Genomic DNA, 13,077 nt, shown 5'->3' with positions numbered 1-13,077 from the left:
GTCACTCCTATGAGAGATGCAAGTCCCCCGCGGCAGATGGAACGCGAAAATGAGATGATCGTTATTTCACATCGCCTTCTTTTACTTGGCCGTGATCGCTCTTGTCCCAAAGAGGGTCTTAAACCGATCCGGTGTATCGTCATAGTGATCGGAGGTGATGTCATTCTCCGGCTCGTAGAGATCGGGGAGACGGATGCCCATCAGGGCGAGCTGGGTGTCGAAGACGAGGTCATTGGTCCAGCGGCTCTTTTGGCGGGCGGCAAGATTTCCTATGAGCTTCTGGTGAGAGGAGAGGTAGGTGTCGGAGAAGGCCATGTAGAAGGGAATGTAGGTCATGGCGGGGACGTAGGTGGCGGGATTGTGGTCGAGGTGCAGGTCGATGCCTTCGCCGTGGTCGGAAAAGTAGAGGAGGGTCTGGAAGTCGGGGCGGGCAGAGAGTGTCTCATACAGCTTTTCCATCACGTAGTCGTGGAAGAGGATGGTATCGTCATATTGGTCGCGATAGGGGTCGTCGCTGCGGATCTTCTCGTAGCTTTTGGGATGGTGGTAGGCGTAGGGCATGTGGCTTCCCATATAATGAAGGATGACGAGAGTCTTCTCGCTGCTCTTCATGCTTGTGAGCTCTTCGGCGAGGGCATCGTCGTAGACGTCAAGGTCGGCGGTGGTGCCGAGGTGACTGTTTCGCCAGTGCTGCTCGTCGGCTTCGGAGGCGATGATGGTGGTCGGGGTATCCCAGGCGCTGAAGCGGACCTGGTTGCTGATCCATACGGTATGGAATCCGGCGGCTTTGGCGGTTTCGATGAGGGAGGGAGCGTCTGCGAGGGAAATGTCGTTGTACTGGTTCTTCGCGGTCAGAGCATAGGAGAGTGCAGGGACGGTCTGCACGTAGCAGCTGTAGGCGTCATCAAAGAAAAGAAAGTGCGGGTCGTTTCTGCGAGAGGAAAGCCAGGGGGTGGTCGGGCGCGGGTAGCCATAGACATTCATGTGCTCACTGTTCTCAGATTCGCCGATGGCAAGGACGTAGAGGCCGGGAGCTGAGGAAATGGTGAGGTTCGTGAGACGGCTTGTGCGTTCTTTGGATTTCTGCTCAAAGTCGGCGTAGGCTTTCATGTAGTCCTTGATGCCGATCCATGGCGTGGTGATGGGATTGCTGTAGGAAAGGGCAAGGTTGACGGGGGCGACGAGGAGGAGGGCAAGTCGCGGAAGGAGAGAAGGGCGGGAGAAGAGCTCACCTGTGCTGCTTTTTTCGGAGATCAGGAAGAGCGCGCCAAAGTAGAGCGGAAGGCATAGCAAAAAGGGAAGGGAGAGGTGTCCGGAGAGGTATCCGGCGGCTTCACTGACATTGGTCTGCAGAAGTGCGAGAAGTGTTTCGGGCTGCGGAAAGCTGCCTGTCAGGAAGTAGCAGCTCCATGTCACGAGGGCGGGGAGCGTCATGAGAAAGCCGGCGAGGAAGACATAGCAGGCTCTCTCTCTCGCAAAGCGTGCAGGCGGCGAAAGAAGTGCGAGGATGCCCCATGTGGCGACTGAGAAGGAGAGGCAGCCGTAGAGATCCCATGAAGGGGTGAGGAGACCTGTCAGAAAGCGGACGGAGATCGCGGAAAGGGCGAAGAAAAGGAGCGGCAGCTGCTGGAATGCGGGGCGGTAGAAGGTGAAGAGGAGGGACAGTGTCACGCAGGTGAAGAAGATGGACACGTCGTTCCATGGCGGGAAGACTTCGCCTGTCACGGCAAGGTGCAGCCCGTAGATGAGGGCGAAGATAGCAAGCCCGGTGGCCGTAAAGCGGAGAAAGGTATATAGACTGGGACGCAAGGGAGACTCCTTTTGGTATAATGGGGGGAGGGTTCAGGGTTCAGGGTTAGCCCGTGGGGCGTGGTGCCCCTTGATTACGTGCGAAAAAGGTTCAGCAGGTTCTATAGGTAGTGCGAGGGCGGTGCGGCGCATTTCGTCATCCTGAGCGGAGAAAAACGTCGTGTGTTAAGGAAACGCTGTTTCAATCGCAGAATCAGATTTCATATGGATTTTTATACATAGTGTCGTCGACATTCTCCTTAAATAGCTCGCTATTCGCGGCGGCTTATTCCTCACCTTGCATGAAAGTACAAGAGCCAAGTCAGACAACGATTTAATCAGTGTTTCCCTAAGCGCCGCGGAGATTTAAAATTAGCGGTTTTCTCGTATCGAAAACCTAATCCCTAGCCACTAATCCCTAGCTGCTAATTTTTAGTCACCAGTCACTCACCCCTGATTTCTAGGGCTACCCCCAAAAAACATTAAACTATCATTTAACACATTCCATTATACCAAAGAGGACGAGCTATGGATGAAAAAATGAAAGAATTAGACGCGCTTTTCGATTTCTTCCGTGAGATCGACAAGGAGAAGCTGATCGAGAGGAAGACGTATGTGACAGGTGCGGTGCGCTGGGAGAACGATGCGGAGCACGCCTGGCACATGGCGCTGATGACGGTGCTTCTTTCTGAGTATAGCAATGAGCCCATCGACGTCTTGAAGACGGTGACGATGCTGCTCATTCATGACCTCGTGGAGATCGATGCGGGGGATACGTATGCCTACAGCGGCGTGTCGAAGGAAGAGCAGCACGCAAAGGAAGAGAAAGGGGCGGCGCGTATCTTTGGGATGCTGCCGAAGGAGAAGGGCAGAAAGCTCTATGATCTTTGGCAGGAGTTTGAGGCTGGTGAGACGGCAGAGGCGCGCTTTGCTCACACGATGGATAATATCCAGCCGATGATGCTGAATGACTACACGGATGGAAAAGCATGGCAGCAGTTCGGTGTATCGCTTTCCAAGATCTATAAAAGAAATGAGTTGACGCCGAAGGGCTCCCGCGTTCTTTGGAGTTATGCAAAGGAGAGAATCCTTGCACCGAATGTGGCTAAGGGAAGGATCCGGGACGAATGAGAAACCGCCCGTTAGGGGGATAGGCCGCGGAAGACAGCACACCCTCTTGGAGAGTGTGCTATACTTATAGCTGTTCCATAGACGGGAAAGGGGCATGAAGGGTGTTGCTTCTTAGAGAGATGGCACGAGATCTTTTTCCCGTGCTGATGTGTGATGGTTGACGGGCGCTGCTTGATCGAGGGATAGGTATGGGTTGTCTTTTTAGTCTTTTCAAAGGCTTGCTTTATACAGCACTGCTTTTGCTGCTTTTGGCGGGAGGATTTGCTGGAAATATGGCGTATGAAGAGCTTTTTCATGCGCCTTGGGATCAGATCCTGGGGATCGAGAATCACCGGCGGGATCTTTCGCAGATTCATGCGATGGAGAATCGTTACGGCTGGCAGTCGGTGACGGTGCCATCAGAGGACGGTACACGACTCAAAGGCTCGTACATCGAAAGTGGAAATCGAAACCACCGCGCCGTCATCCTGCTGCACGGTCTGTACCAGAACCGTTCCATGTGCGTGCCATATGCGGATATCTACCGTGAGATGGGCTACTCCGTCCTGATGGTCGATCTGCGCGGACATGGCGAGAGCGGAGGCGAGTATCCTGACTGGGGCGTGCATGATATCGAAGACCTGAATGCGTGGGTCGATTTCCTGAAAGCGAAAGACCCCTCGATGCAGATCGGCATCCATGGGATCTCTCTGGGTGCAGCGATGGCGCTCCTCTACAGCGGCAGCAAAGAGGGCTCGGCAATGAAGTTCTATGTCGCAGACAGCTCGTACGCGAGCTTGATGGAGCTCGGCCGTGAAAAGATCATGCGCTACACAGGCGATGATCGTTTGGTGCTCGGCATGGATGTCTTGAATCCATTCTTTCAGGCGGCGCTCTTCGTGCATGACAGGAAACTTCTCCGTGACCTCGATCCCCTGACGCAGTCCGCAAAGGCGCGTTCACCGCTTCTCATCCTCCACGGGAAATCCGACACGCTCATCCCCTACGGCGCAGCAGAAGACCTCTTCTCTGAAGCCGGCAGTCCCAGAAAGGAGCTCTATCTTTTCCAAGGCGCCGGTCACACGATGGAAATGGCGGCCAACGGCCCTGCCTATCGAGAACATGTCCAAAAATTTGTGAAAAGTTTACAGTAGACAGACAGAGTTGTGGTAGAATAAAGGAAATGAAGTCTGAGCCATCATGGACAGCGGCGTAAGAGGTTCGTCGGGCTTTCCCGTCGTTCTGAAACAATCTGTTTTCAGACGTCGGCTCTTTTGACCCTGCTGCACCGGATGGACCCTTTTTCTCGGGAGGCGATACGCATGCAGAACGCAAATACTTTGGAAGCCATGGAAGTGGCACGGCAGCTGATCCTGGTGCTGAAAGGCACTGTGGAAAGTCTGCAGATGAACCTGTCGCAGGAACGCGATGACAATGAAGGACTGAAGCTCACCATCGAGTCGTTGGAAGACGAGAATGCGCGCCTTCAGGAAGAACTCTTCAAAGTCCAGGCGGGTGCCGTCGAAGAGAAGGATACAACAAAGGAGAACCAAGCCGAAGTCATTGAAGCCATCGGTGAGAAGCTCGCCTTCTACTACAAGGATATGAAACGGATCGATCCGAAGAAGCTCACCGCAGAAGACGGCGAGACACTGTACAACATTCTCGACTATACATTCAAAGCATTGAAGAAGGCCGGCGTGAAAATGGAGAAATAAGGAAACACGGATTTAATCAGCGTTTTTATAAATACAAGCGGCACTGCGAGTCATGCAGTGCCGCTTTTGTCATGGAATGGGTGAACCCCGAAGTTTGAAAGCAGAGATGAGTGACTAGAGATTAGACTAGGAGACATCAGAATATGCGTGTATTCGCTTTGACGTTATGGGGGAAGCGGTATTCTCGTATCGCAGCCTCCCCATGGGGGAAGGGGGACCGCGTCAGCGGCGCTCGGGTACTTTCGTAAATTGCCTGCTTGAGACGATCTCCCCCGCTCTTTTTCATCCCGCTTTCCCCATCCAACCTCCGCCCCTTCGGGGCACCTCCTTCCATAGGAAGGAGGGAGTGTCCACGCTAGCCCCTTCCCTTGGAAGGGGCTGCCGAGCGCAGCGAGGCGGGGTTGGCTTTCTTTTTTGCGGCGAAGCCGCCACCACAACCCTGAACCCTGAACCACGAACCTCAAAAAGCCTTGTCAAGCAAAACCCCTTGACAAGAGCATTTTTCTCCTGTATAATAACATCCGTTGTGGTGATGAACTATGTCTATTGAAAACATCGTAGAGAAGGGAGAGCTCCTTGATTGTTACGGAGAGCTCCTGACGAAGAGGCAGAAGGATTGCCTCGACTTATACTATAATGAAAATCTCACGCTCGCTGAGATTGCTGACTATTTCCATATTTCCCGTCAGGCGGTCCATGATGCGATGCGTCATGGAGAAGAGCAGCTGCTTTCCTATGAGGCGGCGCTTCACACCTGCTCCCTTCGCAAGAAGAGAGAGAAGGCTGCCTTACGGCTGCTGCATTTCATTCCCCAGGCAGAGCGGGGAGAGGCAGAGAGTCTTTTGAAAGTGATGACAGAATGAAGGTGACCGGATGCCATTTGAAAATTTAGGAGACAAGCTGCAGTCTGCGTTCAAGGATCTCCGCGGGAAGGGCAAGCTTTCCGAAAGTGACATTGATGGGGCGCTTCGTGAGGTCCGCCGCGCGCTTTTGGAAGCCGATGTCAATTTCAAGGTGGCGAAAGATTTCATCGCTCACGTCCGTGAAAAGGCGATGGGGGAAGAAGTCTTCGGCAGCCTGAAGCCTGACCAGACGGTCATCAAGATCGTCAAAGACGAGCTGACAGAGCTTTTGGGCGGGACACAGAGCAAGATCACTCTGTCTTCCTCCGGTATGACGATCATCATGCTGGTCGGCCTGCAGGGCGCCGGCAAGACGACGACTGCCGGCAAGCTGGCTCTGATGTTCAAGAAAAAAGGCCACCGTCCGATGATGGCAGCCTGCGATGTCTATCGTCCGGCAGCAATTAAGCAGCTCGAAGTCTTGGGCGAGCAGACGGATGTCCCGGTCTACCGCATGCCGCCGAATGTGGATCCGGTCCACATCGCGCAGTACGCGATCGATACGGCCAAGGCATACAACCGTGATGTCGTCATCCTCGATACCGCAGGCCGACTCACGATCGATGAAAAGCTGATGGCCGAGCTTCGCAACATCAAAGCAGAGGTCCATCCGCATGAGATCCTTCTCGTCCTTGACTCCATGACCGGTCAGGACGCCGTGAATACTGCCAAAGCCTTCGATGAAAATCTGGGCATCGACGGCACCATCCTGACGAAGATGGATGGCGACGCCAGAGGCGGTGCAGCGCTCTCTATCAAGACCGTCACCGGCAAGCCGATCAAGATGATCGGTGTGTCCGAAAAACTCGACGGCGGCCTTGAGGATTTCTATCCGGACCGTATGGCCGGCCGTATCCTCGACCTGGGCGACCTCGCTACGCTGATTGAGACAGCCCAGAGAAATATGGATGAAGAATCCATGAAAGACGCAGCGGCGAAGGTGCGTAAAGGGGAATTCACCCTTGACGATTTCCTGAACCAGCTGAAACAGGTGAGAAAGCTGGGATCCTTCCAGAGCATCCTCGGGATGCTTCCGGGCATGGGCAAATTCAAAGACCAGCTGAAGGACATCGACCTTGATGGCAAAGAAGTGAAGCACATCGAAGCCATCATCCTCTCCATGACTCCGCAAGAGCGTGCGAATGTGAAGATCCTGAATGGCAGCCGCCGCAAGCGTATCGCGCAAGGCGCCGGCGTCAAGATCCAGGATGTGAACCGCATGATGAAGCAGTTCGCTGATATGCAGAAGACCATGAAGAAAATGAAGGGTATGAACCCGAAAAAGTTAAATCCATCCAAACTGGGCGGCCTTGGCGGTCTCTCAGGGATGTTCCGTAAATAATCGAGATCATTTCAAGGAGGTGAAATATCAATGTTAAAAATTCGTCTGACCCGTATGGGCGCTAAGAAGAATCCATTCTACCGCATTATCGTTATCGACTCCAAAGCAGCTAGAAACGGCGCACCGACCGATACCATCGGCTGGTACGACCCGGCTAAACTGGACGCTCCGGTAAAGATCGATGAAGAAAAGGTTCTGTCCTGGCTTGGAAAAGGCGCACAGCCGACCGACACTGTTCGTTCCATTCTGAGAAAGAACGGCATCCTCGCTAAGTTTGCAGAAGCAAAGAAATAAGGAGGACGCAAGATGAAGGAATTGGTGGAAACACTGGTTAAGGCTCTTGTCAAAAATCCTGATGCCGTCACCGTCACCATTCTTCAGAAAGGCAGCCTGGAAATCTACCAGGTCCACGTCGCTCCTGAAGACATGGGCAAAGTGATCGGTAGAAAAGGCCGGATTGCGAATGCCATCCGCACCGTAGTCAAAGCAGGGGCCCTGCGTGAAAATCGCAAGGTCGCTGTCGATATTATCTAAGGGGTGCCCTATGGATGAAATGCAGATCCTTGTCCCTGTCGCTGTGAAGTCCAAGCTGACAGAGGCACTGAAGACCACTTTGCTGAATGAAATCAATACGAACCTGTCGCGTGTCGAACATGACATGGCTCAGCTTGAATTTCAGGCAAACGGCCGCATTGCTGAACAGGCTAAAGTCAATATCCAAGCAGCTTCCCAGCTCCGTGCTTCCTTCGAAGCCCAGAAGGCGCAGATGCAGCAGGTGAAGGAAAAGCTGACGAACGATAAAGAACACCTGGAAAAGCTGGCTATCGGTGCAGAACTCAACCGCGCACCGATCAACCGTCTCGTGACCATTCATGTCGGTGACGATATGAACAACATCGTAGGCGGGGAAATCCTGGTTGAAGACGGTAAGATTATTGCTTTCCGTGAATGATATGAAATCCGATGTCAAGGTACTCATCGGCCGAATCGTAGCCCCGCATGGTGTGCGGGGTGATTTGCGTATGTTCCCCGATATCGATCGGCCGGAAGTGATCCGCTCGCTGGAGTATCTCTGGATCGGGGGGGAAAAATATCGGCTCATGTCCTGCCGTCCGCACAAGAATATCTATATTCTCCATGTGGAAGGCGTAGAAGACAGAAACCAGACCGAGCTCATGCGTGGCATGGAAGTCGAAGTGCCTGCCTCGGCGCTGCCAAAGCGGACAGACGGCACCTACTACTACCACGAGCTTTTAGGACTTAAGGTCGTGACTGAAGAGGGTGAGCCTGTCGGTATCCTGAAGGAGATTATCGAGACCAAGGCAAATAACGTGTACAGCGTCATTTCCGAAGAGGGAAAGGAGACCCTGATCCCTGCGATCCCGCCCTGTATCCTTCATGTAGACCCTGCAGGCGGCACCATGACAGTCAAGCTTTTGGAATGGGAGTAAGTCCATGAAAATCGATATCTTATCGCTATTTCCGGAATTCATAGAAGCCTTCTTCCATCAGAGCATGATCAAACGTGCTCTGGAAGGCGGCCTCATGGAGATGGCAGTGACGAATCCCAGAGATTTCACCAAGAGCCGGCATGGACAAGTCGATGACACGATCTGTGGAGGTGGGGCTGGGATGCTGATGATGTGCCAGCCTCTTTTTGATGCCGCCCGTCATGTGCTGCCGGAAAAAGGGCCGCGTGACCGTGTGATCTTCCTGTCGCCGGCCGGCATGCCCTTCACGCAGGACAAAGCAAAACAGCTGTATCGCGACTATGACCATCTGGTGCTCATCTGCGGGCACTACGAAGGCGTCGATCACCGCGTCGAAGAGCATCTTGCGGATGAGCTTATCTCCATCGGCGACTATGTCCTGACGGGCGGCGAACTCGGTGCGATGGTCATCGCAGATGCCGTGGCCCGCATGGTGCCCGGCGTCTTAGGCGATGCGGGAAGCGCACAGAGCGATTCTTTCTATGAGCCGATCCTCGAGTATCCGCAGTACACCAAGCCGGCTGATTACAACGGCTGGAAAGTGCCGGATGTGCTGCTCTCCGGCCATCATGCAAACATTGCGAAATGGCGCAGAAAAGAAGCACTGAGGCGCACCTTGAAGTGCCGCCCGGATCTCTTAGAGAAGCTCACACTGACCAAGACCGATCAGAAGCTCATGCGAGAAATAGAAGAGGAGGAGAAGTAATGGCACCTGTGTATATCGGGCTCATCCACTATCCCATTTATAATAAGCACATGGAAGTCGTCACTACAGCTCTGACCAACTATGACCTCCATGACATAGCCAGAACGGCAAAAACCTATGATGTGAAGCGCTACTTCATCGTGCATCCTGTCGACGCACAGCGTGAAATGGCGAGCCGCATCATGAACCACTGGAAAACCGGCGGCGGCGTGCATTACAATATCAACCGGAAGGAAGCCTTCGAGGAAACGGAACTGGTCCCGACCCTGGAGGATGCCATCGCCTGGATCGAAAAAGAGACAGGCCAAAAACCGGCCATCGTGACCACGGACGCCCGGGTCTATCCAAATACTGTTTCCTACACAGAAATGCGCAGGAAGATCCACGAAGAAGATACGCCGATCTTCATTCTCTTTGGTACAGGCTTTGGCATGACCAAGGAAATGATGAAACAGTTCGACTACATCGTGGAACCCATCTACGGGGCGGGTACGTACAACCATCTGTGCGTGCGCAGCGCCGTAGCCATCATCCTCGACCGCCTTCTGGGCGAACCATGGTGGAATCAAAAGGAGGAATAACGTACTATGTCCGGACATTCTAAGTGGGAAAATATTAAGCGCAAGAAAGGCAAGACTGATGCCATTCGCGCAAGGATCACCACTAAAATCTCCAAGGAAATTACCATCGCAGCCCGCATGGGCGGCGGTGATCCCGTCGGCAACATGCGTCTGAAGCTGGCCCTCACCAAGGCTAAACAGAACAATGTACCGAAGGAAAATATCCAGCGTGCCATTGCTAAAGGCGTCGGTGCTGCCAGCGGTGCAGGCTTCGATGAAGTCACCTACGAAGGCTACGGCCCGGGAGGTGCAGCTGTCATCGTCGAATGCAATACCGATAACAGAAACCGTGCAGCCGCAGATATCCGTCATGCATTCACCCATCACGGCGGCTCTGTAGGCACACCGGGATGCGTAGGCTGGATGTTCAAGAAAAAAGGCTCTATCATTGTAGCCAAAGACGCAGCCGATGAAGACACCGTCATGATGATCGCTCTCGATGCGGGCGCTGACGATGTCACTACCGGCGAAGACAGCTATGAAATCACGACCTCTCCGGAAAACTTCCTCACCGTCTCCGAAGCCCTCGAAAAAGAAGGCATCGAAGCGGAAGCTTCCGAACTGGCTATGGTTCCAGACAACTATGTCAAGCTCGAAGGCGATGCTGCTCAGACCATGCAGCACCTCACCGATGAACTGGAAGAACTCGATGATGTACAGGAAGTGTACACCAACGCAGAACTGCCGGAAGATGCGGAATAATAAAAAAGGGGCTGTGGAGAAATGAATTCTCATTTCTTCACAGCCCCTTTTTACTTTGCTTTCATTTGGTTCAGGGTTCAAGGTTCAGGGCTCTCGTGGCGGCTTCGCCGCCTTTTTTTAGAAGATGGTATTCTCGTATCGCAGCCTTCCCCTCTAGGGGAAGGTGCCCCGCAGGGGCGGATAGGGTGACTATGGCATGAAAGACAGCTGGGATAAGGTTTCCCGGTCACTCCTATGAGAGCTGCAAGTTCCCCGCGGCAGATTGAACGCGAAAATGAGATGATCGTTATTTCACAGCCCCTTTTTGTGCTCCATATATTATTTCATGAACATATCGATCGCCTGATTCATGCGCGTGATGGCCTCTTGGTCATTCTCCTGCACCGCTTCCACGATGCAGTGCTCCATATGCTCCTTCAGGAGGAGCTTGCCGGTATTATTGATCTCCGCACGCACTGCGGCGAGCTGGATCAGGACATCGGCGCAGTCCCGTTGGTTCTCGAGCATCTTCTTGATCGACTCCATATGGCCGATGGATCTGGATATCCGATTCATGATTGCTTTGATTTTTTGCGGGTCATGCGTATGGCTGTGATTGGGATGATGTCCGTCATGGGTTTGCCCGATCACATGGGTGTGGACATGTCCATCGCCATGATCGTGGACAAAAACTTTATTCTTTGTATCTTCCATAAGAGGTTTTGATTCCTTTCACTTTTCGTAGGAAACACGGATCCCATCTGATGAGCGATCGAATCGGCGTTTCTTAGGGAAACACTGATTCAATCGTTGTCTGATTTCATTCTTGGATTTTTATACAGAGCAAGGAATCATCTGACGCGAATAGCGAGCTATTTAAGGAAGATGATGACGAAGCTATGTATAAAAATCCATATGAAATCCGGCTCTGCTATTTAATCAGCGTTTCCCTTATATTATACCCGATAAAAAAGGCTGTGGCTAGGGAGCTGGGCATCGGCGTGCTCATAAGGAAGCAGTCCACATACAGAGGGAGATAGGCCTCCATATTTATGATTTTAACTCATTTCCAATGACTTTTTCATATAGAATAAGCATACATGTTCCGGTTTGCATAAAAAGGTGTATACTATAAGAAGAAGGACAGATCAGGATTTCTTCGATCAAGAAATCCTGATCACACATTCTTTCGTATGATTCTATGCCAAAAGGAGGAGTCACTATGTTCCGTTTCACATTACCTAGAGATATTTATTGTGGTCATGGAGCCATTGATGAGCTGTCTTTGCTGAAGGGTCACAAGAAAGCTTTCATTTGCACCGGTGGTCATTCCATGCGGGCAGGCGGTTTCCTTCAGAAGACTGAAAAGGTGCTGAAGGACGCAGGACTTGCCACCTATACGCTCGAAGGCATCACACCGGATCCATCCATCGAAGAAGTGCAGAAGGGTGCGAAGCTGATGGAAGAATTCCAACCGGACGTGATCGTGGCGATCGGCGGAGGTTCACCGATCGATGCAGCCAAGGCCATGTGGGTCTTCTATGAATATCCGAATCTGACATTCGATGAGATCAAAAAGCCATTCTCTTTGCCGCCGCTTCGTCAGAAGGCGATCTTCGTCGCTATCCCATCCACATCGGGGACTGCGACAGAAGTCACGGCTTTCTCTGTCATCACCGACTACTCGACAGGCATCAAGTATCCGCTCGCTGATTTCAACCTGACGCCGGATCTTGCCATCCTCGACCTCGACATCCCGTTCACCATGCCGAAGAAGCTCACCGCGCATACAGGCATGGATGCGCTGACACATGCGACTGAGGCCTATGTGTCAAAGTTTGCGAATGGCTTCACGGAACCGCTCTCCAAGCAAGCTGTCTCCGATATTTTTGACAACATCGTAGAGTCGTATCATGGAGACAAGGAAGCCAGAGGCAAAATGCATATCGCGCAGTGCCTTGCCGGCATGGCCTTCTCAAACGGACTTCTGGGGATCACACATTCTCTGGCGCATAAGATCGGTGCCGTCTTCCATGTCCCGCATGGTTGTGCGAATGCCATCTTGATGCCGTATGTCATCCAGTTCAACAAGAAAGCCTGTCTTTCGCGCTATGCCGATCTCGCTCGCGTGGCCGGCCTTCCGGGACGCACAGATGCACAGCTTGTCATTTCCTATGAGGAAGCTATCCAGAAACTGAATCAGAAGATGGACATCCCGCTGACACTCAAAGACTATGGGGTGCCAGAGGAGCTGTACCTTGCCAAGAAGGATGCCATCGCTAAGAATGCCGTCCTCGATGCCTGCACTCCGGAGAACCCGCGTGAGGCAGATGCGGAGGCTATGGCAAAGATCCTCGAATGTGCTTACTATGGGAAGATGGTAAATTTCTGAGAGATCGGCTTTAGTGAAAAAGGTGACTGCCAATAAAAAAGCACTGTGAGATCCACAGTGCTTTTTTTGGTGCGAGCGAAGGGACTCGAACCCCCATGCACAAGGCGCAGGATCCTAAATCCTGTGCGTCTACCAATTCCGCCACGCTCGCATGGCTTGCGATACCTATTATATAAGGTCGGGACCTTTTGGTCAATGGGGGATGAGCAGATGATTTTGGGCGAGTGAAAAAACGTATCATTCGATATTGAACTATTTAAATATTGTGATATAATACTATATAGAGAGATGTAAATGTAGAAAGAAGGGAAATACGGATCCGATCGCT

The 13,077-nt window shown here is 52.4% G+C and carries 15 protein-coding genes and 1 tRNA gene; 13 read left to right on the top strand and 3 right to left on the bottom strand.

The window, feature by feature from the left end:
• Positions 1 to 81: 81 nt before the first annotated feature.
• Positions 82 to 1,809: a phosphoethanolamine transferase gene (locus ACGG9R_RS07555; RefSeq protein WP_390153455.1), complete on the bottom strand. Its 1,728-nt coding sequence runs from the start codon at positions 1,807 to 1,809 to the stop codon at positions 82 to 84.
• A 507-nt stretch (positions 1,810 to 2,316) separates the two neighbouring features.
• On the opposite strand from ACGG9R_RS07555, the gene ACGG9R_RS07550 reads away from it, so the two are divergent.
• The 12 genes from ACGG9R_RS07550 (at position 2,317) to ACGG9R_RS07495 (ending at position 10,378) form a co-directional block, all read left to right on the top strand.
• Positions 2,317 to 2,919, top strand: coding sequence for an HD domain-containing protein (locus ACGG9R_RS07550; protein WP_390153452.1), 603 nt, complete (start codon positions 2,317 to 2,319; stop codon positions 2,917 to 2,919).
• 188 nt (positions 2,920 to 3,107) lie between these two features.
• Positions 3,108 to 4,052, top strand: coding sequence for an alpha/beta hydrolase (locus ACGG9R_RS07545; RefSeq protein WP_390153449.1), 945 nt, complete (start codon positions 3,108 to 3,110; stop codon positions 4,050 to 4,052).
• Positions 4,053 to 4,220: 168 nt separating this feature from the next.
• The gene (locus ACGG9R_RS07540; protein WP_390153446.1) at positions 4,221 to 4,616 is read left to right on the top strand and encodes a hypothetical protein; all 396 of its coding nucleotides are present in this window, start codon (positions 4,221 to 4,223) and stop codon (positions 4,614 to 4,616) included.
• A 539-nt stretch (positions 4,617 to 5,155) separates the two neighbouring features.
• Positions 5,156 to 5,479 carry a YlxM family DNA-binding protein gene (ylxM, locus tag ACGG9R_RS07535; protein WP_022106327.1) on the top strand — a complete coding sequence of 108 codons (324 nt, stop codon included), beginning with the start codon at positions 5,156 to 5,158 and terminating at the stop codon, positions 5,477 to 5,479.
• A 10-nt stretch (positions 5,480 to 5,489) separates the two neighbouring features.
• Positions 5,490 to 6,860 (top strand): signal recognition particle protein, encoded by a 1,371-nt coding sequence (gene ffh / locus ACGG9R_RS07530; RefSeq protein WP_390153443.1) that lies wholly within the window; start codon positions 5,490 to 5,492, stop codon positions 6,858 to 6,860.
• Between the two features lie 30 nt (positions 6,861 to 6,890).
• Entirely contained in the window at positions 6,891 to 7,154 is a 264-nt protein-coding gene (rpsP, locus tag ACGG9R_RS07525) for a 30S ribosomal protein S16 (protein ID WP_022106325.1), read from the top strand.
• A gap of 12 nt (positions 7,155 to 7,166) precedes the next feature.
• Positions 7,167 to 7,394, top strand: a complete 228-nt coding sequence (locus tag ACGG9R_RS07520) for a KH domain-containing protein (protein WP_022106324.1) — start codon at positions 7,167 to 7,169, stop codon at positions 7,392 to 7,394.
• Positions 7,395 to 7,404: 10 nt separating this feature from the next.
• Complete coding sequence (locus ACGG9R_RS07515; RefSeq protein WP_022106323.1) at positions 7,405 to 7,812, top strand: YlqD family protein; 408 nt, start codon at positions 7,405 to 7,407, stop codon at positions 7,810 to 7,812.
• Positions 7,778 to 8,311: a ribosome maturation factor RimM gene (gene rimM, locus ACGG9R_RS07510; protein ID WP_390153439.1), complete on the top strand. Its 534-nt coding sequence runs from the start codon at positions 7,778 to 7,780 to the stop codon at positions 8,309 to 8,311. The genes ACGG9R_RS07515 and rimM overlap by 35 nt, the downstream gene beginning before the upstream one ends.
• Positions 8,312 to 8,315: 4 nt before the next feature.
• Positions 8,316 to 9,056, top strand: a complete 741-nt coding sequence (trmD, locus tag ACGG9R_RS07505; protein ID WP_390153436.1) for a tRNA (guanosine(37)-N1)-methyltransferase TrmD — start codon at positions 8,316 to 8,318, stop codon at positions 9,054 to 9,056.
• Positions 9,056 to 9,637 carry an RNA methyltransferase gene (locus tag ACGG9R_RS07500; RefSeq protein ID WP_390153433.1) on the top strand — a complete coding sequence of 194 codons (582 nt, stop codon included), beginning with the start codon at positions 9,056 to 9,058 and terminating at the stop codon, positions 9,635 to 9,637. The genes trmD and ACGG9R_RS07500 overlap by 1 nt, the downstream gene beginning before the upstream one ends.
• A 6-nt stretch (positions 9,638 to 9,643) precedes the next feature.
• Positions 9,644 to 10,378, top strand: coding sequence for a YebC/PmpR family DNA-binding transcriptional regulator (locus ACGG9R_RS07495; RefSeq protein WP_390153430.1), 735 nt, complete (start codon positions 9,644 to 9,646; stop codon positions 10,376 to 10,378).
• 318 nt (positions 10,379 to 10,696) lie between these two features.
• Here the strand turns inward: ACGG9R_RS07495 and ACGG9R_RS07490 are convergent, their stop codons facing one another.
• Positions 10,697 to 11,071 (bottom strand): metal-sensing transcriptional repressor, encoded by a 375-nt coding sequence (locus ACGG9R_RS07490; protein WP_390153427.1) that lies wholly within the window; start codon positions 11,069 to 11,071, stop codon positions 10,697 to 10,699.
• A 508-nt stretch (positions 11,072 to 11,579) separates the two neighbouring features.
• On the opposite strand from ACGG9R_RS07490, the gene ACGG9R_RS07485 reads away from it, so the two are divergent.
• Positions 11,580 to 12,749, top strand: a complete 1,170-nt coding sequence (locus tag ACGG9R_RS07485) for an iron-containing alcohol dehydrogenase (protein WP_390153424.1) — start codon at positions 11,580 to 11,582, stop codon at positions 12,747 to 12,749.
• Positions 12,750 to 12,816: 67 nt separating this feature from the next.
• On the opposite strand, the gene ACGG9R_RS07480 is transcribed toward ACGG9R_RS07485, so the two are convergent.
• A tRNA-Leu gene (locus ACGG9R_RS07480) sits at positions 12,817 to 12,900 on the bottom strand.
• Between the last annotated feature and the right edge of the window lie 177 nt (positions 12,901 to 13,077).

The organism is Dialister sp. i34-0019-2H8 (assembly GCF_042846925.1).
Classification (GTDB): Bacteria; Bacillota; Negativicutes; order Veillonellales; family Dialisteraceae; genus Dialister.
The sequence above is the reverse complement of the archived record's forward strand: the minus strand, read 5'-3'. Positions and strand labels throughout refer to the sequence as shown.

What these genes read in the sequence shown, in the direction of transcription:
- ACGG9R_RS07550 (WP_390153452.1), top strand. Translation starts at nt 2,317, where the DNA reads ATGGATGAAAAAATGAAAGAATTAGACGCGCTTTTCGATTTCTTCCGT.
- ACGG9R_RS07545 (WP_390153449.1), top strand. Translation starts at nt 3,108, where the DNA reads ATGGGTTGTCTTTTTAGTCTTTTCAAAGGCTTGCTTTATACAGCACTG.
- ACGG9R_RS07540 (WP_390153446.1), top strand. Translation starts at nt 4,221, where the DNA reads ATGCAGAACGCAAATACTTTGGAAGCCATGGAAGTGGCACGGCAGCTG.
- ylxM (WP_022106327.1), top strand. Translation starts at nt 5,156, where the DNA reads ATGTCTATTGAAAACATCGTAGAGAAGGGAGAGCTCCTTGATTGTTAC.
- ffh (WP_390153443.1), top strand. Translation starts at nt 5,490, where the DNA reads ATGCCATTTGAAAATTTAGGAGACAAGCTGCAGTCTGCGTTCAAGGAT.
- rpsP (WP_022106325.1), top strand. Translation starts at nt 6,891, where the DNA reads ATGTTAAAAATTCGTCTGACCCGTATGGGCGCTAAGAAGAATCCATTC.
- ACGG9R_RS07520 (WP_022106324.1), top strand. Translation starts at nt 7,167, where the DNA reads ATGAAGGAATTGGTGGAAACACTGGTTAAGGCTCTTGTCAAAAATCCT.
- ACGG9R_RS07515 (WP_022106323.1), top strand. Translation starts at nt 7,405, where the DNA reads ATGGATGAAATGCAGATCCTTGTCCCTGTCGCTGTGAAGTCCAAGCTG.
- trmD (WP_390153436.1), top strand. Translation starts at nt 8,316, where the DNA reads ATGAAAATCGATATCTTATCGCTATTTCCGGAATTCATAGAAGCCTTC.
- ACGG9R_RS07500 (WP_390153433.1), top strand. Translation starts at nt 9,056, where the DNA reads ATGGCACCTGTGTATATCGGGCTCATCCACTATCCCATTTATAATAAG.
- ACGG9R_RS07495 (WP_390153430.1), top strand. Translation starts at nt 9,644, where the DNA reads ATGTCCGGACATTCTAAGTGGGAAAATATTAAGCGCAAGAAAGGCAAG.
- ACGG9R_RS07490 (WP_390153427.1), bottom strand. Translation starts at nt 11,071, where the DNA reads ATGGAAGATACAAAGAATAAAGTTTTTGTCCACGATCATGGCGATGGA.
- ACGG9R_RS07485 (WP_390153424.1), top strand. Translation starts at nt 11,580, where the DNA reads ATGTTCCGTTTCACATTACCTAGAGATATTTATTGTGGTCATGGAGCC.